The sequence below is a fragment of the Streptomyces sp. NPDC030245 genome (genome assembly GCF_055572995.1).
In genome coordinates this window covers 297,852-317,992 of the sequence record NZ_JBVICF010000009.1, presented here as the reverse complement: position 1 = coordinate 317,992, position 20,141 = coordinate 297,852, and the positions used below count along the sequence as shown (strand labels likewise).

Genomic DNA, 20,141 nt, shown 5'->3' with positions numbered 1-20,141 from the left:
TCGGGCGCGGCACCGAGCGTGTGGAGGATGCAGGAATGGGTCAGCAAGAGAAGGTGGCGACGAGCCTCGCCGGCGCGGTCAGCGAAGGCATCAGCGCTTCCCTCGCCCCGGTGGACGCGGAGCTCGACCGCCGCTACCCCGGCGACCCCGGCACCCGCCAGCCCGTCCACACCGTGTACGTCCCCGGTCAGCAGTTCGCCGCCGACACCATCCGCACCTGGGGCGACAAGGCCCTGGAGATGCTGGACAAGCACGCCCCGGACGCCGCGTCCTTCGCCGCCGTCCTCGGCCTCGGCGACGACCTGGCCGACGCGGTCTACACGCGCGTACGCACCAAACTGGAGCGCGAGCCGATTGAAGACCTCCGCGTCGACTTCGAGGACGGCTACAAGGGCGCCGACGAGGACCAGGACGCCGCCCGCGCCGCCCGCCTGATCGCCGACGCGTACAAGAACGGCACCGCCGCCCCGTACATGGGCATCCGCATGAAGTGCATGGAGGAGGCGGTACGCGACCGCGGCATCCGCACCCTCGACGTCTTCCTCTCCGGCCTCATGGAGGCGGGCGGCCTGCCCGACGGCCTCGTCCTCACCCTGCCCAAGGTGACCTACCCCGAGCAGGTCACCGCGATGGTGCGCCTCCTGGAGGAGTTCGAGAAGGCGCGCGGCCTGGAGCGGGGCCGCATCGGCTTCGAGATCCAGATCGAGACCAGCCAGTCCATCCTCGCCACCGACGGCACCGCCGCCGTCGCCCGCATGATCCAGGCCGCCGAGGGCCGCGCGACGGGGCTGCACTACGGCACCTTCGACTACAGCGCCTGCCTCGGCGTGAGCGCCGCCTACCAGGCGAGCGACCACCCGGCGGCCGACCACGCCAAGGCCGTCATGCAGGTCGCCGCCGCGGGCACCGGGGTCCGGGTCTCCGACGGCTCGACCAACGTCCTGCCCGTCGGCTCCACCGAGAAGGTCCACGACGCCTGGCGGCTGCACTACGGCCTCACCCGGCGCGCCCTGGCCCGTGCCTACTACCAGGGCTGGGACATGCACCCCGGCCACATCCCCACGCGCTACGCCGCGGTGTTCGCGTTCTACCGCGAGGGCTTCGAGTCGGCCGCCGCGCGCCTCGCTGCCTACGCCGGTCACCACGAGGGCGGCGGCGTGGCCGACGAGCCCGCCACCGCCAAGGCCCTCGCCGGCTACCTGCTGCGCGGCCTCGACTGCGGCGCCCTCGACGCGGGCGAGGTCACCCGGCTCACCGGCCTCACCCTGGCCCGCCTCCAGGGCTTCGCGGGCCCGCGCCGCGGCGACCTGACGGGGTCCGGCAAATAAGTAGGATCGGCCGATGAACGAAACCTCCGGCCCGGGTGGCGGCGGAGCGCTGTACGCCCGCGTGGAAGCCGCCATCGCAGCCGCAGCCGGCACCCCGTACCGGCTGCGGCGGACGCAGCGCGGGTTCGACCTGATCGTCGACGTCCCGCAGGTGAGCCGACGCGTCACACAGGTGCACACCTACCGCGTCGAACTGCGTCCGCGCGAGCAGACCTTCACCATCACGGACATCGTCCGCACCGACGAGCGCGGCCCGTTCGGAGTGCCGCAGAGCAAAGTGGAGATCGGCCGGAGCCGCTGTCGGACGTGGAGCCGCTCACTGGACGGCAGTGAGCGGACGTCGTTCTCGTCCGCCGACGGCCACCGTCTGATCCGCGGCGCGGCCGGGGAGCTCGGCTGGACGGAGCTCCGGCCCGCGGGTCAGCGGGGCGCCCTCGTCCTCGGAGCCGTCGGCGGAGTGCTGGCCCTCGGCACGCTGATCGCTCTCGCCGTCGCCTTCTGGCCGTGAGTCCCGGCCGCGGCCGCCCCGCCGTCAGAGCCGCTCTCCGGGCCAGGCGGCGCAGGGCACGACCTCGAATCCCCGGCTGGGGAAGACGGAGTCCATGAAGAAGTCGTGCACCGCCACATCGCCGTCGGCGCACCCGTCCCGCAGTACGGTCACGCGGTAGTCGCGGTCCGCCGCGTCGTAGCACGTCGCGGCCACCATCGCGCTGGTCGCGACGCCGGCGACCGCGAGCGTGCTGACGCCGCGCGCGCGGAGCACGAGTTCGAGGTCCGTGCCGGCGAACGCGCTGGCGCGGCGTTTGAGTACGACGACGTCCTCGTCCTCGACCGGCAGGGCGATCCCGGTCCCGGCCGACCCCTCGTGGAAGGTGTCCCCGGCCTCGTGGAACGTCCTGAAGAGTTCGTTGTCCGGCGGCAGGTCGGAGCCGTTGTCCCGGACGGCGAAGTGCACGAACACGACGAGGACGCCGGCCGCGCGGGCGCGGGGTATCAGCTCGGTGAGCGGTGGCACGACACGTCTGGCGAACGGATAGCCGTTCACGATGCCATGCTGGATGTCGCCGACAAGCAATGCGGTGGTCATGACAGGCTCCCTTCCCCGAGTCGGCCGACTCAGTCGAGCCCACCCGCCCGGCCGAGCTGGTTCGAGCCGCTGGAGCCGATGGGGGCGGTGGGGCCGACGGACCTGGTGGAACTGATGAAGCCGCCCGAGCCGCTGGAGCAGGTCGAGTCAGCCGGCGGGCGGCAGCTCACCCGATCCGCGCGTGATGAGACGCGTCGGCAGCTCGATCCGCTCCGGCGCCTGAGACACGCCGTCGAGCTGCCGGAACAGCCGCTCCGCCGCCGTCCTGCCCAGCTGGGCCGCGTCCTGCGCCACGACCGTCACCCCCGGGCTCAGCAGATCCGCGAGCTCGATGTCGTCGAAACCGACCAGGGCCACGGGCCGGTCGAGGGCGGCCAGGACGCGGACGACGGTCACCGTCACCCGGTTGTTGCCCGCGAAGACCGCCGTGACCGGCTCGGGGCCGCTGAGCATCGTCTCGGCGGCCGTCCTGACCCGCTCCGGATCGGTGACGCCCAGCGACACCCACGCCTCGTCGACGGGGATGTCCGCGTCCTCCATCGCCGCGCGGTAGCCGCGCAGCCGCTCTATCGCGGTGTGGATGCGCGGCTGGTCACCGATGAAGCCGATACGGCGGTGACCATGGGCGATGAGGTGCGCGACGCCGTCGCGCGCGCCGCCGAAGCTGTCGGAGAGCACCACGTCGGCGTCGATCCTCCCGGCGGGCCGGTCGACGAAGACGGTGGCCACCCCCGCGGCGATCTCCGGCTCCAGATAGCGGTGGTCGTCACCGGCCGGGATCACCACGAGCCCGTCGACCCGCCGCGCGCACAGGGCGAGCACCAGCTCCTGCTCGCGGTCCGGGTCCTCGGCGCTCGACCCGTTGATCAGCAGCGCGCCGTGCGCCCGCGCGACCTCCTCGACGGCGCGGCTCAGCGGGCCGTAGAAGGGGTCGGCGAGGTCCTCCAGGACGAGGCCGATGCTGGCGGTGCGGCCCTTGCGCAGCACGCGCGCGCTGTCGTTGCGCCGGAAGCCCAGGGCCTCGATGGCCTCCTGGACGCGCCGCTCGGTGTCGGGCGTGACGCCCGGCTCGCCGTTGACCACGCGCGAGACCGTCTTCAGGCCGACTCCCGCGCGCGCCGCCACGTCTTTCATGGTCGGCCGGTTGCCGTAACGGTTCTCGGGTCGTCGAGCGGCGGTCTCGGCCACGGTGCGCAGTCCTGTCCTGTCGTCCACGGAGTCGTCGAGCATGGGGCGATTGAGCGTACGGCGACGAGCATAGGGCCTGGACAACGTTGTCAGATCCGGGGGAGACTGACCTTCGCACTCTCCGGCCTGCCGATACACCAGGAGACCCGACACAGATGCACATGGACCTCGTCGCCGCACTCGACATCGGCGGCACCAAGATCGCCGGAGCCCTGGTGGACGGGCGCGGCCGGATTCTCCTGCGCGCGCAGCGGCCGACGCCCGCGCGTGAGGACGGCGAGACGGTGATGCGGGCGGTCGAGGCGGTCCTCGCCGAGCTGACCGGCGGGGAGCTGTGGGGCCGGGCGGCGGCCGTCGGCATCGGCAGCGCGGGCCCCGTCGACGCGTCGGCGGGCACGGTCAGCCCCGTCAACGTCCCGGGCTGGCGCGGCTATCCGCTGGTCGACCGCGTCCGCGCGCTCACCGGTGGCCTTCCCGTCGTCCTGGTCGGCGACGGGGTGGCGATGACCGCGGCCGAGCACTGGCAGGGCGCCGCCCGAGGCCACGACAACGCGCTGTGCATGGTGGTGTCCACGGGCGTCGGCGGCGGCCTCGTCCTCGGCGGCAAGCTGCACCCGGGCCCCACCGGGAACGCGGGCCACATCGGCCACATCAGCGTCGACCTCGACGGCGACCCCTGCCCGTGCGGGGCGCGCGGCTGCGTCGAGCGCATAGCGAGCGGCCCGAACATCGCGCGCCGTGCCGTGGCGAACGGCTGGCGCCCGGGCGCCGACGGCGACGCCTCGGCGGCCGCGGTGGCGGCGGCCGCCCGCGCCGGGGACCCGGTCGCACTCGCCTCCTTCGAACGGGCCGCCCAGGCGCTGGCCGCCGGGATCGCCGCCACGGCCACGCTCGTCGAGATCGACATCGCGGTGATCGGCGGGGGAGTGGCGAAGGCGGGCGACGTCCTCTTCACACCGCTGCGCCGCGCCCTGCGGGAGTACGCCACGCTCTCCTTCGTACGCCGCCTGACCGTCGCCCCCGCCCTGACGGGCACGGACGCGGGCCTGGTCGGAGCGGCGGCGGCCGCGCTCGACGGGGCACCGAGCGCGGCTGTGGACCTGCGGTCCGCGGTGGGGGGCTGACGGGAGCCGGTACCCGGGGCGTCACTGTTAGGGCCTGTCACTGTCGCGCTCGCTGAAGCGGTCGGCATGGGCGCCGCTCAGCCCACGGGAGCGGTCCCGCCCCCGACCCCGGCCCCCGCACCGCCACCAGTAATGTCCCCCCGTATGGAAAACGTTGAACTGAGCGACGCCATAGCGGACTTGGCGGGCCTCGTCGGTCGTGTCGAGGAGACCGGCGAGAGGGTGTGTGTCGTCGACGGCGGCGAGCCGACGAGTGTGCTCCTGCCGGCGGCGGAACTCGCCGAGCTGGAACACTTTTCCCAACGGGCCGGCGAGGGAGGGCGATTCCGGCCCAGGTCCGGGTCGGGATCGGGGCAGGGGCAGCCCTTCGGCCCGGACCCGCAGGGCCCCTACATCCGCTACGTGCATGCCGACGGAGGGCGGATGACCTTCGTCCGGGACCGGGTGGTCGTAGCCGAACTGAGGTCCGTGGCGGAGCTCGACTGGCTGGAGGGCAGGGCGGCCACGGCCCGCCAGGGCTACATGCCCCCGAAGCAGGTGGCCGCGTTCGAGGATTTCCTCGCCCGCCAGGGCACGGCGGGTGACGGCGTGGCGTGGATCGCCGACAGTTGGCGCGACCAACAGCCCTTCACGGTGCTCGAGTTCATCAGGGAAGTGACCGCCGAGGACGTCGCCCTGGCCTACGGGGCCGACGCGCAGGACATCGCCGACGGGCTGCTGCTCCACCAGGTCGAGGAGCAAGACGCACGGGAGGGCACCGACGACCTCACCCGCGTGCTGGCCTTCGGTGAGGAGAACGGCTGGACGTGGCTGGGCTACCACGACTTCGACGATGCCTTCTCGCGCTCCCTCGACCCGCCACCCGAGCAGCAGATCACCGTTCGCGCCACCATGGCCAAGGGCATCTACTCCTTCGATTACTTCGAGGACGGGGTGTACCAGAACCCGTTCCCCGTCGAAGACGACGCCGAAGGCCAGCGGGACATGTACGAACTCATCTGGTACACCCCGGGGGAGGCGCCGTTCGCCCCGGAAGCGCCGCTGTCCTTCCTCAACCTGCACCTCCGCATCGCGGAGAAGGCAGGCAACTGGACGGACAAGATCGCGCTCTTCTTCGAAGGCCTGGAACGGGCCTTCGGCCTCGTCCTGCCCCGGGACGCGATCACTTCCGGGAACGTGCGCTGCGCCCGCCCGGCCCGCCGCTGAACCAGGGGCGGGCCGGACAGTTCGTCGTTGTCGGTGGTGGAGTCGGCGATGGACGACCACACGTGCGTCGCCGCCCCGGAGCCGCCGCCGCTCCCCACACCTCAGTCCCTCAGCAACTCAGCACCTCACCACCTCAGCAACTCAACGTCGCGTCCCCCCAGTCCCCATGGTCCGAATCGATCCCGTCCCCGCCGTCCGTGACGACGAGGCGGACCACCTGGGCGCCGCTCACATCCGCGGACAGTTCCTGTGCGGGCATGGCGTTGGTGAGTACTCCGGTCGACGCGGCCTTCTCGCCGTCCGCCCAGATCTCGAAGGCGATCGTGCCCTTCACCATCGTCTCGTCGTCGACGCCGACCTGCGCGGTGACCTTCTCGCAGGCGCCTCCGGCGTAGTACTCGACGGCGCTCTCCGCGTGCACGCCGAGGCCCTTCGCGTACACCTTCCCGCCGATGGTGATCGGCCTGCCGTCTCCGAGGCCCCTGTCGCCGTTGCTGGTGTTGCGCTCCACGGGCCCCCAGCCGTTGGTCGCCGACAGCCACGGCAGATCGCCCAGCAGGGAGGCGCCCGCCGGGGGCGCGACGACGACCTGGGCCGTGAGCGGCAGCACCTTCTCGGCCCGCGCGCCGTGCGGCGAGCGGTAGGTGGCCTTGAGGGCCACGTCGTACGAGCCCGGCTTCGTGCCCGCGGGCGCGGTGACCGTCCAGGTCGTGGCGAGTGTCTTCTCCGTCCGCAGCGAGCGTGCCGTGCTCGGTGAGGTCGCCCGCACGGTCCAGCCGGAGGCCGCGTCGAGCGTCACGGCGACCCGCCGGGCGGGCGTGCGGCCCAGGTTGGTGACCTTGGAGGTGACCGTGGCGGGCTTGCCGGCCTCCACGAACAGGCCGCCTTCGAGGCCGAGTTCGGCGGCCGGTGGGTGGTGCGCCCACTTTCCGTCGGCGGACACGCGCAGCAGCACGGTGCCGTGCGCCGGGACGGTCGCCGCGATGCGGCCCGCGGTGTTGTAGCTCTTGTGCTCCCACAGATCGCGCAGCTTGTACGCCTTCGCAGCGGGGAGCCCGACCGCCTTCGCCGTCGTGGAGACGGACTGCGCGGTGCCGGTCTCGTTGAAGAGGGCGACGGCGCGGCTGCCGTCCTCCATCTCCTTGGCGACCACCCAGCGTCCGCCCTCGGACGAGACGACCTCGCCCTGCTTGCCGAGCGGGTCCTGGTCGACGGCGATGACCTCTTCGTTGCCGAGGATCTCGAATGTCTCGGGGGACACCTTGCGCAGGTCGGAGCCGATGAGCAGCGGCGCGGCCATGATCGACCACATCGAGAAGTGCGTGCGGTACTCGGTGTCCGTCATGCCGCCGTTGCCGACCTCCAGCATGTCGGGGTCGTTCCAGTGGCCCGGGCCGGCGTACTTCGCGAGCGGCAGGTTCCGCTTCATGATCGACACCATGGAGCCCCAGTTGTCACTGATGTCACCCGTGGTGCGCCACAGATGGCCGACGTCCGCCGCCCACTCCCACGGTTTGTTCTCGCCCCATTCGCAGATGCTGTAGACGATGGGCCTGCCGGTGGTCTCGGAGGCGGCCTTCAGCGCGTCGCGCATCGCGATGTACCGCTTCTTGGCATCCACGCCCTGGTTGTTGCAGTTGTCGTACTTGAGATAGTCGACGCCCCAGTCGGCGAACTGCTGGGCATCACTGCGCTCATGGCCGAGCGCGCCGGGAAAGCCCGCGGAGTTGCAGGTCTTGGTGCCCGCGCTGGTGTAGATGCCGAGCTTGAGCCCCTTGGAGTGCACATACTCGGCGACCGCCTTGATCCCGTTCGGGAAACGCACCGGGTCGGGGACCAGCTTGCCGTTCGCGTCACGCTGCGGAAGGGCCCAGCAGTCGTCGAGATTGACGTACTCGTATCCGGCGTCCTTCAAGCCCTTCTCGACGAATATGTCGGCGATCCCTTTGATCATCGACTCGTTGAACTCGGCTCTGCAATGTGTGGAGTTCCAGTTGTTGAAGCCCATGGGCGGGGTCGACGCCAGCCCGTCGGGGAGTTTTACGCGGGGTGCGTCGGCGGTCTGACCGGTGGAGGTCTGCCCGGTGGCGGTGTCACCCGCCGCGGCGGGCGCTGCGAGCCCGGCGGCGCACAGCAGGGCGGCGGTCAGCGATCCGACCACTCTTCGGCGGGTGGTGCGGGTGGTGCGGGTCGGGAGATGACGCATCGTTACGTTCCTCCTTACTCGCGGAAGATGAGGAAGACAGGAGGGGAAGGTAGGAGAGGTTGCATGCACGTGTCCCGCGCGCGCTTACGGTAGGGCCTGTTGGACTCTGTTGGAAGGGGAGCGTTACCGGTTCACATACCCGGCGCCGGACCCCTTGACGGCGGTGCCTCTTGGGAGTGAGATCCCCCTCGCGCGTGCGGTTGTGTTCGGTTGCACCCCGAGGAGGGGCCCATGGCACAGTCATCATTCAGCGGTCGTGGCGCACCGGGCATGACAGGACCCGCACCGGGCATGACAGGACATCGGATGTCCCGGCGCAATCTCCTGCGGGGCACCGCCGCCGGAGCCGGGGCGGTCACGCTCCCCGCGCTGCTCAGCGCCTGTGGCGAGAAACCGGGCGGCGACAAGAACGAAGTCACCATGGGCTCCAACTCCTCGGACGCGGTACCGAAGAAGGCGTTCCAGGACGCCTTCGACGCGTACGAGAAGAAGACCGGGAAGAAGGTCGAGGTCCACACCACAGAGCACAACGAATTCCAGCAGAACATCACGCGCTATCTCCGCGCCACACCCGACGACGTCTTCATGTGGTTCGCCGGGTACCGCATGCAGTACTTCGCGGAGAAGGACCTGCTGGTCGACATCAGCGATGTGTGGAAGGACTTCAGCGGATTTTCCGAGGCGCTCAAGGACCAGTCCACGCACGAGGGCAAGCAGTACTTCGTGCCGTACTACTACTATCCGTGGGCCGTCTTCCACCGCAAGAGCCTCTTCGAGAAGCAGGGGTACGAACAGGCCAAGAACTGGGACGACTTCATCGCCCTGGCCAAGAAGATGCACGGGGACGGCATTCCGGTCGCCTTCTGCGACAAGGACGGCTGGCCCGCGATGGGCACCTTCGACTACATCGACCTCCGCCTCAACGGCTACGACTTCCACAAAGCCCTGATGGCGGGGGAAGAGGCCTGGACCAACACCAAGGTCAAGAAGGTCTTCGACCTGTGGCGCGAACTCATGCCGTACTACCAGAAGGGCGCACTCGGCCGCACCTGGGAGGAGGCCGGACAGGGACTCCAGCGGCGCAAGACCGGCATGGCCGTCTTCGGAATGCCGCACCCCGGCCAGCAGTTCCCCGCCGACGAGCGCGACGACATCGACTTCTTCGCCTTTCCCGAGATCGACCCCGCGCACGGCCAGGACGCGGTCGAGGCGCCGATCGACGGATTCCTCATGGCCGAGAAGGCCAAGAACAAGGACGCCGGCAAAGACCTCCTCAGGTGGCTGGGAACCCCCGAGGCCGAGGACGTCTATCTGGCCGGCGACCCGAACAACGTCGCCGTCAACGACGGCGCCGACACCTCCAAGTACAGCGCCCTCCAGAAGAAATCCGCCGAACTGGTCTCGGGCGCCGAGCACATCTCACAGTTCCTGGACCGCGACACACGCCCCGACTTCGCGCAGACCGTCATGATCAAAGCGCTCCAGGACTTCATCGACGACCCGAACGACGTCGACGGCCTGGTCAACAGCATCGAACGGCAGAAGAAGGACATCTTCTCGCAGGACGTCGGCTGACGATGGCCCGGCCGCACCGGTTCACCCGCCGCGACACGGTCGTCCTCGGCGTGCTCCTGGGCGTTCCCGTCCTGATCGAAGCCGTCATCATCTGGGGCCCCACCCTCGCCTCCATCGGCCTGTCCTTCACTTCCTGGGACGGAATCGGCGACGTCGAGTGGGTGGGCGGAAAGAACTACGAAAGCCTCGTCGACAACTATCCGGCCTTCTGGCCCGCCGTGCGCCACAACCTTCTCTGGATCGCCTTCCTCGGCCTCGTGGCCACGCCGTTCGGACTTCTCCTCGCGGTCCTCATCGACCGCGGCGTCCGCTTCAGCCGCTTCTACCAGTCCGTGCTCTACATGCCGGTGGTGCTCTCGCTCGCGGTCGTCGGATTCATGGCGCAACTGCTCCTCGGCACCGACCAGGGAGTGGTCAACACGGCCCTCGGCAACGAAAAGGACCCGATCGACTGGCTCGGTGACTCCGACCTCAACCTCTGGATGATGATGCTCGCCGCGAGCTGGCGGCACACGGGATACGTCATGATCCTCTATCTGGCCGGGCTCAAAGCGGTCGATCCGGCCCTCAAGGAAGCCGCCCAGATAGACGGGGCGAACACGCGCCAGACCTTCTTCCGCGTCGTTCTCCCGACGCTGCGCCCGGTCAATGTCGTCGTCGGCGTGATCACGGTCATCGAAGCGCTGCGCGCCTTCGACATCGTGTACGCGGTGAACAAGGGCCGCAACGGCCTCGAACTGCTCTCCGTGCTCATCACCGACAACATCATCGGCGAGGCGAGCCGCATCGGATTCGGCTCGGCCATCGCGGTCGTCCTGCTCACCGTCTCCCTGGGATTCATCGTGACGTTCCTGGTCCAAGAGTTGCGAGGTGCGCGCGACCGATGACCGCAGAGCCACGCACCGCGCCCCTTCGCGTGCCCTCCCGCCAGGAGCGGAAGGCCTCACGCCGCCGCGGCGCTTTCGGGGTCCCCCTCTTTCTGGCCGCCGTCTCCCTCGCCTTCCTGGCCCCACTTCTGCTGGCCGTCTACGCGTCGCTGCGCCCGTACGAAGAGACGGCAGAACACGGCTACTTCTCCTGGCCCGACCGGCTGTCCCTCGATTACTACCGCGAGGCCTACACCGAATCCGGTATGGGCAAGTACTTCACCAATACGCTTCTGATCGCCGTCCCCGCGGTGCTCGTGACGCTCTTCCTCGCGTCCTTCGTCGCCTTCGCGGTGGCGCGCCTGCGGATCCGCGGAGGCATGTTCCTCCTGATGCTGTTCACGGCGGGCAACCTGCTGCCGCCGCAGGTCATCGTCACCCCGCTCTACGCGCTCTTCCTGAAGATCCCGCTGCCCTGGTGGATGTCCGACTCACTCACCCTCTACGACTCCTTCTGGGCGCTCATCGTCGTCAACATCGGCTTCCAGATCGGCTTCTGCGTGTTCGTCCTCTCGAATTTCATGCGGACGCTGCCGAAAGAGATCCTGGAAGCGGCGGTCGTCGACGGCGCGGGGGTCTGGACCCAGTTCTGGCGCATCACGCTGCCGCTGTGCCGCCCGGCGCTCGCGGCCCTCGCCACCCTGGAATTCACCTGGATCTACAACGACTTCCTCTGGGCCCTGATCTTCATCTCCAACCCCGACAAACTCCCGATCACCTCTTCCCTGAACAACCTGCGCGGCCAGTTCTTCACGGACTACAACCTGCTGGCCGCGGGGTCGGTCCTGGTGGCGCTCCCCACGGTCCTCGTCTTCCTCCTCCTGCAACGCCACTTCATCGCCGGGCTGACGCTGGGGACGGGCAAGGGCTGAAGCCACGTGTTCGGCAGGGAGGCCGTCACTGTCAGTGGTGGATGCCACGATGGCGTGCATGGAGATCTTCGAGTGGGGGCCGCTGCTCAAGCGGTGGAGCGAGGAATGGCTGGACGCGCTGGCCGCGAGCGAGCCGGAGGAGTTCGAGGAGCTGGACGAGGAGCTCGTGCGGGGGCGCTGGCTCGGGTTCGGGCCGGCCGATCCGGCCCGTATCGCGGATTTGGAGGAGCGGGTCCGGGGCCTCGGCATCGAGGTGCCGCTGCCGCCGTCCCTCCGCTCCTTCCTGGAGACGACGGACGGTTGGCGCTTCGCGGGCGGCTTCGTCTATCTGCTGGCGGGCGCGGACGACATCACCGCGTACGGAGATCCGTACGACCTGCGGAAGATGTACGAGAAGCACCAGGACGAGAACGCCACCGCGCAAGAGGTGCTCGAGGCCGGCATGTGGGGGCGGGCCCTGCAACTGGCGGTCGACTCGGACATGACGGACGTCCTGCTCGACCCCGGCGACGTGAACCCCGACGGGGAGTGGGCGGTCTACGTACGCCATGGGTGGAGCGGCGAACCACCCGACCGGTATGGATCGTTCCGCGCGTTCATGGAGGAGATGTACAAGGAGTTCTACCGCCTGGGCGGAGGCGACGCCGCCTTCGGGAACGGAGTGACGCAGGAGCTCGACGACAAGGTGGAGCAGGCCCGACTCGCCTGCTTGCGCGGGGAGTTGGAGGCGGCGCTCGCCGTCTTCGACGAGGTGGGGGAGTTCGGCAGACCGCGCGCGGGCCTGCTGGCCGCACAGCTCCGGGTGCTGCTCCACGGCCGGGGCTGGGTGCCGGTGGACCCCCGCATGGACGATCCGCTGTACGCGGGGGAGGTCCTGCCCCTGAAGGTCCGCGACCACCTGAGCCAACACCGCTGGGACGACGCTTTCGTGCTCGGCCCGATCGCCGACGACTACGCCACGGACAGGGAGCGGGCCAAGGTCGTCCTGGACCGGATCAGACGGCGCACGTACGAGTACGCCGCACCGGGCCCCTTCGGGCGCGCGGTCGAGGAGGCCAGGGAACTGGCGCGCTGGGGCGACACGGACGGCGCCTGGCGGACGATAGCGGCGGCAATCCCGCAGTGGGAGCCGTACGGCGAGGACCATGTGGCACCGTTCGGGCTGCTCGGCGATCCCTTACTCGGTCCGGTCCTGACGCCCGAGCGGGGCAGACAGCTGCTGCTCACCCCTCGGGCGGGTGCCGCGGGAGCAGCGTCCCCAGCCGCGCCCATACCCGCGCCCGCGGCTGACACGGAGACGGCGCGGGACGGGCTCGGGTGGCTGACCCGGGACGCGGGCGGCGGACCGCGCCGGGACGCGTTCCGGTTCCTCCTGGTGGAGGGGCTGCCTCCCGAGGAGTTGGCGGAGCGGTTCGGCACCGGGCCGCTGGAGCCGGTGGCGAACGAGGCCGAGATCTGGGAGCTCCAGTTCTCCCCGCAGCAGGGGCCCCGCGGACCTGTGGCCCGGATCGGCGCCCGGGACGGCTGGAGCTTCGCTTTCGAGTCGGCCCGGAGGCTCACCTTCGACCCCGACCGCGTGACCCACCCGGGCACCGAGCTGTCGCGCGGCACCCGTGCCCTCACGGTCTGGTGGCGGCAGGACCTCTTCCTCTTCGCCTGCGCCGAGGACGGCGCTGAGCGGTACGGCTTTACGGTGAACGGGTCCGAGCGGCACGAGTGGGGCGACCTCCCCGCCGTACTCTCCCCCGGCCGGCTGTTCCCGGACCCGGCCGGGCCCGCCGCCGACCGCTCGGACGACAGCCGTGCCCTGGACGCGATAGCGGCGACGTTCGGCGTCTCGCTGCCCCGGTTCGCCCTGGACCACGGCAGACTGCCGACAGTCCGGACCGAGCGGTGGACCGGGTCGGCGGGACCGGGGGAGCAGTATGTGACGATCACGGTCACGCCCAGGTAGGCGCCCACGCAGGGAGGTCAGACCGCGTCGTTTCCCTGCGGTTCACGCAGCGCCGCTTCCAGCGTCGGCGCCGGTGACAGGACCGACGTGAGCTTCGTGACGCGCAACATGCGCAGCGTCATCCGCTGCTCGCAGACCAGACGGAGACGGCCGCCCCGGTGCGTCACTCGTCGGTGGGCCCGCATCAGCAGGGAGAGCCCGGAACAGTCGACGAAGGTGACCGGGGTCAGGTCGGCGATCACGACGGGCTCGGGCCCCGAGGTCACGGAGTCCAGCAGCGGAGCCAACCGTTGGTAGGCCACGACGTCCAGCTCTCCGTGCAACTCGATCACGATGGCGTGGTCGAGTCCGTACACCCTCGGAGCCTGGTCGCCGTCTTCGCTTGCGTACTCGAGCAGTTCGTGTTGGAGCATCCATCCCCCCAGCGCCGGCGCCTGGGCGCTCTCGGGGGAGCGTGGCGCAACCGGTGTGCCAGTCGTGAGGACACCGGGGGCCGGGGTGCCTGTCGGAGAACGCTAGCGCTGACTGGGGCGCTCCGGAGTGACGGAACGATTCACGAAGGGCGCCGCCACACATTGGGGTGAACCTCAGGCGGATTCCTTGACGTGTCGGCTTGGTCCGCCGGGGGACGGTGGCGGAGACTCCAGGGGCGCCGCGGCACCGCTGCGCCGCGGGTTGCTCCGCCCCCGACAGCGCCGGGTTTCCATGGCAGGGTGTTGCGGGCAAGCCACAGGGGGCCAACAGAAGAGGGGGAACCGTGATCGTCTGGATCAACGGCGCGTTCGGTGCGGGAAAGACCAGCGCCGCACGGGAACTGATCGAGCTGATCCCGAACAGCACACTCTTCGACCCCGAGGTCATCGGCGGCGCGCTGCCCCATCTGCTGCCGCCCAAGCGCCTCGACGAGGTGAGCGACTATCAGGACCTGCCGATCTGGCGCCGCCTGGTCATCGACACGGCTGCCGCCCTGTACGCCGAGGTCGGCGGTGTCCTCGTGGTGCCCATGACGCTGCTGCGCCAGGAGTACCGCGACGAGATCTTCGGTGGCCTCGCCGCGCGCAGGATCCCCGTACGGCACGTCCTGCTCGCCCCGGACGAAACGATCCTGCGCGAGCGAATAGCCGACCGGCCCGTGCCGCCGGAGCTGCCGGACGGCGACCTGCGCGTACGGCAGTGGTCGTTCGACCACATCGAGCCGTACCGCGCGGCCCGCGCCGGCTGGCTCGACGTGGACGCCCACCTCGTCGACACCAGCGCCCTCACCCCCTACGAGACCGCCGAACACGTCGCCGACGCCGTCCGCAGCGGCACCGCGCCCGTCTGCGACATCGTGCAGACACCGGAGCCCACCGCGGAGACCCTCGCCGCCGGGGTGCTGCTCTTCGACGAACAGGACCGGGTGCTGCTCGTCGACCCCACGTACAAAGCGGGCTGGGAGTTCCCCGGCGGCGTCGTCGAGCCCGGCGAGGCCCCCGCGTGCGCGGGCGTGCGCGAGGTCGCCGAGGAGACCGGGATCCGACTGACCGGGACGCCCCGCCTGCTGGTCGCCGACTGGGAACCGCCGAAGCCGCCCGGCTACGGAGGGATGCGGTTCCTCTTCGACGGCGGACGGCTCGACAGCGGTGCGGTCCGCATGCTGCTGCCCGGCCCCGAACTCCGCGGCTGGCGCTTCGTCACCGAACAGGAAGCCGCCGACCTGCTGCCCGCCGTACGCTACGAACGGCTGCGCTGGGCACTGCGCGCCCGGGAGCGCGGGGCCACCCTCTACCTGGAGGCGGGTGTGCCGATCGGCGGATGACCGAGCGCGGCACGGTCCCCAGCTCCTCGCCGGGCCCCGTGCCGCACCGGTCAGTTCGCCGCGTACTTCCGCAGGAAGAGCGCCTCGGCCACCGAGAGCCGCTCGAGCTCCTCGGGCGACACGCTCTCGTTGACCGCGTGGATCTGCGCCTCCGGCTCGCTCAGGCCGATCAGCAGGATCTCCGCGCTCGGGTAGAGCGCCGAGAGGGTGTTGCACAGCGGGATGGAGCCGCCCTGCCCCGCGTACTGCATCTCCTCGCCCGGGTAGGCCTCGCTCATCGCCTCGGCCATCGCCGCGTACGCCGGGCTCTTCGTGTCCGCGCGGAACGGCTGGCCCTGCCCGATCTGCTCGGTCCGCACCCGCGCGCCCCACGGCGTGTGCGCCTCCAGGTGCGCCCGGAGCAGCTTCGTCGCCTCGGCCGCGTCCACGCCCGGCGGCACCCGCAGGCTGATCAGCGCCCGCGCGCTCGCCTGCACCGACGGCGTCGCGCCGACCACCGGCGGGCAGTCGATGCCGAGGACGGTGACGGCGGGCCGCGCCCAGATGCGGTCGGCGACCGTGCCCCGGCCGATCAGCTCGACACCGTCGAGGACCTTGGCGTCCTTGCGGAAGACGGCCTCGTCGTACTGGAGTCCGTCCCACGCCTCGTCGCTCGTGAGACCGTCGACCGTCGTCGTCCCGTCCTCGGCGCGCAGCGAGTCGAGCGCGCGCACCAGCGCGGCGAGGGCGTCCGGGGCCGCGCCGCCGAACTGGCCGGAGTGCAGGTTCCCTTCGAGGGTGTCGACGCTGACACGGACGAGCGTCATGCCGCGGAGCGTCGACGTCACCGTCGGCAGGCCGACCCGGAAGTTGCCCGCGTCACCGATGACGATCGTGTCCGCCGCCAGCAGCTCCGGGTGCGCTTCCGCGTACCGCTCCAGGCCGCCCGTGCCCTGCTCCTCCGAGCCCTCCGCGATCACCTTCACGTTCACGGGGACGCCGCCGTTGGCCTTCAGGGCGCGCAGCGCGAGCAGGTGCATGATCACGCCGCCCTTGCAGTCGGCGCTGCCCCGGCCGTACCAACGGCCGTCACGCTCGGTCAGCTCGAACGGCGGAGTGGCCCACGCGGCCTCGTCGAGCGGCGGCTGCACGTCGTAGTGCGCGTAGAGCAGGACCGTCGGCGCGCCCGCGGGGCCCGGCAGGAAGCCGTACACCGACTGCGTGCCGTCCGGGGTGTCGAGCAGCGCCACGTCCTGGAAGCCCTCGGCGCGCAGCGCGTCCGCCACCCAGTTGGCGGCGGCCTCGCTCTCGCTCCTCGGGAACTGCTCGAAGTCCGCCACCGACTTGAACGCCACCAGTTCGGTGAGCTCCGCCTTCGCCCTCGGCATCAGTGAGGCGACGGTCTCGGCGATCGGATCGGGCGACATGGGCACGCTCCTCGTAGGTGCGACGTTGTATGTGTGGGTACATGTGATCCTCCCACAGGCGGCGCCGCCGGACCTCCGCCGTAGGATGCCTGGGGAAAGCGCGGCCAACAGCGGGATCAGGAGCGGTAGACCAACGTGAGCAGCGAGAACTCAGCGGACGACACCCGGCACGTGTGGGACGTCGTCGTGGTCGGAGCCGGTCCCGCCGGTGCCTCGGCGGCATACGCGGCAGCGGTCGCGGGACGCACCGTCCTGCTCCTGGAGAAAGCCGAGCTCCCCCGCTACAAGACGTGCGGCGGCGGCATCATCGGCCCCTCGCGCGACTCCCTGCCGCCGGGCTTCGAGCTGCCCTTCCGGGACCGGGTGCACGCGGTGACGTTCACCCTCGACGGCAAGTTCTCCCGCACCCGCCGCTCCCGGCAGATGCTCTTCGGGCTGATCAACCGTCCCGAGTTCGACCAGCAGCTCGTCGAGCACGCCCAGAAGGCAGGCGCCGAGCTGCGCACCGGCGTCACCGTCGCGCGCGTGGAGCAGCACGGACCCGAGGTGCCCGACCGGCGCACCGTCGCCGTCGTGTTGCAGGGCGGCGAGACCGTCCTGGCCCGCGCCGTGGTCGGCGCCGACGGCAGCGCGAGCCGCATAGGCGCGCACGTCGGCGTGAAGCTCGACCAGGTCGACCTCGGCCTGGAGGCCGAGATCCCGGTTCCGGAGACCGTCGCCGAGGACTGGGCGGGCCGGGTCCTCATCGACTGGGGCCCCATGCCGGGCAGTTACGGCTGGGTGTTCCCCAAGGGCGACACCCTCACCGTCGGCGTGATCTCCGCGCGCGGCGAAGGCGCGGCCACCAAGCGGTATTTGGAGGACTTCATCGCCCGGCTCGGCCTCGCCGGCTTCGAGCCCAGCATCTCCTCCGGGCACCTGACCCGGTGCCGCAGCGACGACTCGCCGCTCTCCCGCGGCCGGGTGCTCGTCTGCGGCGACGCCGCGGGTCTCCTGGAGCCGTGGACCCGTGAAGGCATCTCCTTCGCGCTGCGCTCGGGACGGCTCGCGGGCGAGTGGGCGGTCCGGATCGCCGAGGCGCACGACGCGGTGGACGCCCGCCGCCAGGCCCTGAACTACGCCTTCGCCATCAAGGCGGGCCTCGGCGTGGAGATGAGCGTGGGGCGCCGCATGCTCCAGACCTTCGAGCGCCGCCCCGGCATGCTGCACACGGCGCTCACGGGCTTCCGCCCCGCGTGGAACGCCTTCGCGAAGATCACCCGCGGCTCGACGACGCTGGGCGAGCTGGTCCGCACCCATCCGATGGTGGGCCGCGCCCTCCAGGCCAGGGAGCGGTAGCGGACCGCTTGCTCTTCCGGCCTCACCTTTGCCTCACCTTTTGTTCCGGGGCCGCTTGGCGCCGGGGGTGATCCGGAAGACGGGGTGGTCGGGCGCGGCCGCCAGGATCTCCTCGTCGGAGGAGGCGGCGGTCACGCCCTGGAAGTACTGGTTGACCTCCCAGCCCCACTTCTCCAGGTAGCCGCGCAGCAGCGGCACCTTCTCGGCGTCGGGCACCTCCACGGCGGTGAACTCCCGCACCTTGCGCCCCACCCGCAGCTCCCCGCCGCCGGCCGCGCGCATGTTCCGCACCCACTGCGAGTGCCCACGCGCCGATACGAGGTACTGGCAGCCGTCACCCTCGTGCGTGTACGGGTTCACGGGGACGCGCTGCATCTTGCCGCTCTTACGGCCTCGTACGGAGAGCTCGGCGCTGCCCATGAGGCTGATCCCGTGCCGCGCCAGCCAGCCGATCACGCTGTTCAGGCGGACGTTGAGGCGGCCGCCCTTGAGGTAGTAGGGGGAGGGGGTGGTTGGGGAGGGGGCGGCGGATGTGGCGGGTGTGGTGGATGTGGCGGACATGGGTCCTCCTTGGGGGCCGGGCCGGGCCGGGCCGGGCGGGCCGGAGCCGGGTTTCGAGAGCGGTGCTCTCGCTTGAGAGCAGTGTGCACGAGGTCGGTGCTCCGCTGCAAGAGCAGTGCTCTCGAAAACGGCTGCCGCTCGCTCTTGCGTGCGCTGCTCTCGTTCTACATCGGAGCTCGCAATTGTGTGCGCTGCTCTCATCAGTGTTCGCCGCTCTCAACGGTGTGCACTGCTCCCGCCCCATGGCACACTGGCCCGCATGAGCAGCACCAGCGCCACCAAGGGAGCGCGGGCCCGTGCCCGCGAAGAAGTGACCGCGGCGATCAAGGACGAAGCGCGCAGACAGCTGGCCGCCGACGGTGCCGCGAAGCTCTCCCTGCGTGCCGTCGCCCGCGAGCTCGGCATGGTGTCGTCCGCGCTCTACCGCTACTTCCCCAGCCGCGACGACCTGTTGACCGCGCTCATCATCGACGCGTACGACTCGCTCGGTGCCGCCGCCGAGGCCACGCACGCCGGTGTCGCTGTGGAGGAGCCGGTTCGACGGTGGACGGTGGTGTGTGAGGCGGTGCGTTCCTGGGCGCTGGAGCATCCGCATGAGTACGCGCTGATCTACGGTTCGCCCGTGCCGGGCTACAGTGCGCCGGACTCGACCGTTGTGGCCGCCGCGCGTGTGGGTCGGCTGCTCATCGACATCGTGCGCGACGCCCACCAGGGACGGGGCATCGCCCTCCAGCCGCTGCCGGGGACCTTGCGTACCGAGGGCGAGCGGCTCGCGGCGGACCTCGCGCCCGATCTGCCGCCCGCGGCGATCACGGCGCTGGTCGCGGCGTGGGCGCAGCTCTTCGGGCTGGTGGGGTTCGAGGTGTTCGGACAGTTCAACCGCGTCGTCGAGGAACGGTCGGCGTTCTTCACGCACGCGGTGCGGCAACTGGCCCACGGTGTGGGGCTGTTGCGGCAAAGCTGACATTCCCTGGCGGGAAGGATGGGGAGTAGCGGGAGTAGCGGGAGTAGCGGGAGTACGAGGTAAGGGCGGGTCGGAAGTGGCCTGTGGGGCACCCGCTGGGAATGGGCGCTTTACTCGCACTGGCCTCCGCGGCCTGCTACGGCATCGTCGACTTCGCCGGGGGGCTGCTGTCACGCCGGATCCACTTCACCGTGGTGACGTTCCTCGGGCAGGTCGGAGGGTTGCTTCTCGCTCTCGTGATCGCCCTCGCGGCGTCCGCGGAGGCGGTCCGGTTCGCGGACGTGGCGTGGGGAGCGGCCTCCGGAGTGGGCAGCGCCGTGGCGATGCAGTTTCTCAACCGCGGTCTCAGCCGTGGCGCCATGAGCGTCGTGATCCCGGTGAGCGCCGTCACGAGGGTGGCGCTGTCGGTGCTGTGCGGCGTGCTGTTCCTCGGCGACCGGCCGACGCCGCCGGCCTGGCTCGGCATCTGTGTCACCGTGCCCGCGCTCTGGCTCGTATCGGCGGGCGGTACGGCCCACAGCCCGGACCTGCCGGGCTGACCGGTACCGGTCTTGCCCTCGCCGTACTGATCGGTGCGGGCGCGGCCCTCGGGCTCATCCTCTACTTCT

General features: G+C 70.6%; 18 protein-coding genes. 12 read left to right on the top strand and 6 right to left on the bottom strand.

The window, feature by feature from the left end; translation table 11 throughout:
* Positions 1 to 35 precede the first annotated feature (35 nt).
* Together ACZ4Z4_RS24905 and ACZ4Z4_RS24900 are read left to right on the top strand one after the other, a co-directional pair.
* Entirely contained in the window at positions 36 to 1,328 is a 1,293-nt protein-coding gene (locus tag ACZ4Z4_RS24905) for a DUF6986 family protein (protein WP_468331231.1), read from the top strand.
* 13 nt (positions 1,329 to 1,341) lie between these two features.
* Positions 1,342 to 1,836 (top strand): hypothetical protein, encoded by a 495-nt coding sequence (locus ACZ4Z4_RS24900; RefSeq protein WP_468331227.1) that lies wholly within the window; start codon positions 1,342 to 1,344, stop codon positions 1,834 to 1,836.
* Positions 1,837 to 1,860: 24 nt separating this feature from the next.
* Here the strand turns inward: ACZ4Z4_RS24900 and ACZ4Z4_RS24895 are convergent, their stop codons facing one another.
* Positions 1,861 to 2,415 (bottom strand): cysteine hydrolase family protein, encoded by a 555-nt coding sequence (locus ACZ4Z4_RS24895; protein ID WP_468331224.1) that lies wholly within the window; start codon positions 2,413 to 2,415, stop codon positions 1,861 to 1,863.
* 147 nt (positions 2,416 to 2,562) lie between these two features.
* Positions 2,563 to 3,645: a LacI family DNA-binding transcriptional regulator gene (locus ACZ4Z4_RS24890; RefSeq protein ID WP_468331221.1), complete on the bottom strand. Its 1,083-nt coding sequence runs from the start codon at positions 3,643 to 3,645 to the stop codon at positions 2,563 to 2,565.
* 113 nt (positions 3,646 to 3,758) lie between these two features.
* Here ACZ4Z4_RS24890 and ACZ4Z4_RS24885 point away from each other — a divergent pair, with 113 nt between their 5' ends.
* Both ACZ4Z4_RS24885 and ACZ4Z4_RS24880 read left to right on the top strand, forming a co-directional pair.
* The gene (locus tag ACZ4Z4_RS24885; protein WP_468331218.1) at positions 3,759 to 4,727 is read left to right on the top strand and encodes an ROK family protein; all 969 of its coding nucleotides are present in this window, start codon (positions 3,759 to 3,761) and stop codon (positions 4,725 to 4,727) included.
* Positions 4,728 to 4,871: 144 nt separating this feature from the next.
* Positions 4,872 to 5,933 (top strand): type II toxin-antitoxin system Phd/YefM family antitoxin, encoded by a 1,062-nt coding sequence (locus ACZ4Z4_RS24880; RefSeq protein WP_468331216.1) that lies wholly within the window; start codon positions 4,872 to 4,874, stop codon positions 5,931 to 5,933.
* 133 nt (positions 5,934 to 6,066) lie between these two features.
* Here ACZ4Z4_RS24880 and ACZ4Z4_RS24875 read toward each other — a convergent pair whose 3' ends face one another.
* Entirely contained in the window at positions 6,067 to 8,139 is a 2,073-nt protein-coding gene (locus ACZ4Z4_RS24875; RefSeq protein WP_468331213.1) for an NPCBM/NEW2 domain-containing protein, read from the bottom strand.
* A gap of 306 nt (positions 8,140 to 8,445) precedes the next feature.
* Between ACZ4Z4_RS24875 and ACZ4Z4_RS24870 the strand changes: the two genes are divergently transcribed.
* From ACZ4Z4_RS24870 to ACZ4Z4_RS24855, 4 genes are read left to right on the top strand one after another with little or no spacing between them, the layout of a single operon-like run.
* Positions 8,446 to 9,714, top strand: coding sequence for an ABC transporter substrate-binding protein (locus ACZ4Z4_RS24870; protein ID WP_468331511.1), 1,269 nt, complete (start codon positions 8,446 to 8,448; stop codon positions 9,712 to 9,714).
* 2 nt (positions 9,715 to 9,716) lie between these two features.
* On the top strand, positions 9,717 to 10,601 hold the full coding sequence (locus ACZ4Z4_RS24865) for a carbohydrate ABC transporter permease (RefSeq protein ID WP_468331210.1): 885 nt from the start codon (positions 9,717 to 9,719) through the stop codon (positions 10,599 to 10,601).
* On the top strand, positions 10,598 to 11,512 hold the full coding sequence (locus tag ACZ4Z4_RS24860; RefSeq protein ID WP_468331207.1) for a carbohydrate ABC transporter permease: 915 nt from the start codon (positions 10,598 to 10,600) through the stop codon (positions 11,510 to 11,512). The genes ACZ4Z4_RS24865 and ACZ4Z4_RS24860 overlap by 4 nt, the downstream gene beginning before the upstream one ends.
* A gap of 58 nt (positions 11,513 to 11,570) precedes the next feature.
* Positions 11,571 to 13,466 carry an SMI1/KNR4 family protein gene (locus ACZ4Z4_RS24855; RefSeq protein WP_468331202.1) on the top strand — a complete coding sequence of 632 codons (1,896 nt, stop codon included), beginning with the start codon at positions 11,571 to 11,573 and terminating at the stop codon, positions 13,464 to 13,466.
* A gap of 17 nt (positions 13,467 to 13,483) precedes the next feature.
* Here ACZ4Z4_RS24855 and ACZ4Z4_RS24850 read toward each other — a convergent pair whose 3' ends face one another.
* On the bottom strand, positions 13,484 to 13,879 hold the full coding sequence (locus tag ACZ4Z4_RS24850) for an STAS domain-containing protein (RefSeq protein ID WP_468331198.1): 396 nt from the start codon (positions 13,877 to 13,879) through the stop codon (positions 13,484 to 13,486).
* Positions 13,880 to 14,223: 344 nt separating this feature from the next.
* On the opposite strand from ACZ4Z4_RS24850, the gene ACZ4Z4_RS24845 reads away from it, so the two are divergent.
* Positions 14,224 to 15,264: an NUDIX hydrolase gene (locus tag ACZ4Z4_RS24845; protein WP_468331196.1), complete on the top strand. Its 1,041-nt coding sequence runs from the start codon at positions 14,224 to 14,226 to the stop codon at positions 15,262 to 15,264.
* A gap of 50 nt (positions 15,265 to 15,314) precedes the next feature.
* On the opposite strand, the gene ACZ4Z4_RS24840 is transcribed toward ACZ4Z4_RS24845, so the two are convergent.
* Complete coding sequence (locus ACZ4Z4_RS24840; RefSeq protein ID WP_468331193.1) at positions 15,315 to 16,670, bottom strand: M20/M25/M40 family metallo-hydrolase; 1,356 nt, start codon at positions 16,668 to 16,670, stop codon at positions 15,315 to 15,317.
* 135 nt (positions 16,671 to 16,805) lie between these two features.
* On the opposite strand from ACZ4Z4_RS24840, the gene ACZ4Z4_RS24835 reads away from it, so the two are divergent.
* Positions 16,806 to 18,008 carry a geranylgeranyl reductase family protein gene (locus ACZ4Z4_RS24835; protein WP_468331190.1) on the top strand — a complete coding sequence of 401 codons (1,203 nt, stop codon included), beginning with the start codon at positions 16,806 to 16,808 and terminating at the stop codon, positions 18,006 to 18,008.
* Positions 18,009 to 18,041: 33 nt separating this feature from the next.
* Here ACZ4Z4_RS24835 and ACZ4Z4_RS24830 read toward each other — a convergent pair whose 3' ends face one another.
* Entirely contained in the window at positions 18,042 to 18,569 is a 528-nt protein-coding gene (locus ACZ4Z4_RS24830; RefSeq protein WP_468331187.1) for a nitroreductase family deazaflavin-dependent oxidoreductase, read from the bottom strand.
* 259 nt (positions 18,570 to 18,828) lie between these two features.
* On the opposite strand from ACZ4Z4_RS24830, the gene ACZ4Z4_RS24825 reads away from it, so the two are divergent.
* Both ACZ4Z4_RS24825 and ACZ4Z4_RS24820 read left to right on the top strand, forming a co-directional pair.
* On the top strand, positions 18,829 to 19,533 hold the full coding sequence (locus tag ACZ4Z4_RS24825) for a TetR/AcrR family transcriptional regulator (RefSeq protein WP_468331184.1): 705 nt from the start codon (positions 18,829 to 18,831) through the stop codon (positions 19,531 to 19,533).
* A gap of 101 nt (positions 19,534 to 19,634) precedes the next feature.
* The gene (locus ACZ4Z4_RS24820; RefSeq protein WP_468331182.1) at positions 19,635 to 20,072 is read left to right on the top strand and encodes an EamA family transporter; all 438 of its coding nucleotides are present in this window, start codon (positions 19,635 to 19,637) and stop codon (positions 20,070 to 20,072) included.
* Positions 20,073 to 20,141: the final 69 nt, after the last annotated feature.

Coding starts and splice junctions, on each gene's coding strand:
- ACZ4Z4_RS24905 (WP_468331231.1), top strand. CDS start 36: ATGGGTCAGCAAGAGAAGGTGGCGACGAGCCTCGCCGGCGCGGTCAGC.
- ACZ4Z4_RS24900 (WP_468331227.1), top strand. CDS start 1,342: ATGAACGAAACCTCCGGCCCGGGTGGCGGCGGAGCGCTGTACGCCCGC.
- ACZ4Z4_RS24895 (WP_468331224.1), bottom strand. CDS start 2,415: ATGACCACCGCATTGCTTGTCGGCGACATCCAGCATGGCATCGTGAAC.
- ACZ4Z4_RS24890 (WP_468331221.1), bottom strand. CDS start 3,645: ATGCTCGACGACTCCGTGGACGACAGGACAGGACTGCGCACCGTGGCC.
- ACZ4Z4_RS24885 (WP_468331218.1), top strand. CDS start 3,759: ATGCACATGGACCTCGTCGCCGCACTCGACATCGGCGGCACCAAGATC.
- ACZ4Z4_RS24880 (WP_468331216.1), top strand. CDS start 4,872: ATGGAAAACGTTGAACTGAGCGACGCCATAGCGGACTTGGCGGGCCTC.
- ACZ4Z4_RS24875 (WP_468331213.1), bottom strand. CDS start 8,139: ATGCGTCATCTCCCGACCCGCACCACCCGCACCACCCGCCGAAGAGTG.
- ACZ4Z4_RS24870 (WP_468331511.1), top strand. CDS start 8,446: ATGTCCCGGCGCAATCTCCTGCGGGGCACCGCCGCCGGAGCCGGGGCG.
- ACZ4Z4_RS24865 (WP_468331210.1), top strand. CDS start 9,717: ATGGCCCGGCCGCACCGGTTCACCCGCCGCGACACGGTCGTCCTCGGC.
- ACZ4Z4_RS24860 (WP_468331207.1), top strand. CDS start 10,598: ATGACCGCAGAGCCACGCACCGCGCCCCTTCGCGTGCCCTCCCGCCAG.
- ACZ4Z4_RS24855 (WP_468331202.1), top strand. CDS start 11,571: ATGGAGATCTTCGAGTGGGGGCCGCTGCTCAAGCGGTGGAGCGAGGAA.
- ACZ4Z4_RS24850 (WP_468331198.1), bottom strand. CDS start 13,879: ATGCTCCAACACGAACTGCTCGAGTACGCAAGCGAAGACGGCGACCAG.
- ACZ4Z4_RS24840 (WP_468331193.1), bottom strand. CDS start 16,670: ATGTCGCCCGATCCGATCGCCGAGACCGTCGCCTCACTGATGCCGAGG.
- ACZ4Z4_RS24830 (WP_468331187.1), bottom strand. CDS start 18,569: ATGTCCGCCACATCCACCACACCCGCCACATCCGCCGCCCCCTCCCCA.
- ACZ4Z4_RS24825 (WP_468331184.1), top strand. CDS start 18,829: ATGAGCAGCACCAGCGCCACCAAGGGAGCGCGGGCCCGTGCCCGCGAA.
- ACZ4Z4_RS24820 (WP_468331182.1), top strand. CDS start 19,635: ATGGGCGCTTTACTCGCACTGGCCTCCGCGGCCTGCTACGGCATCGTC.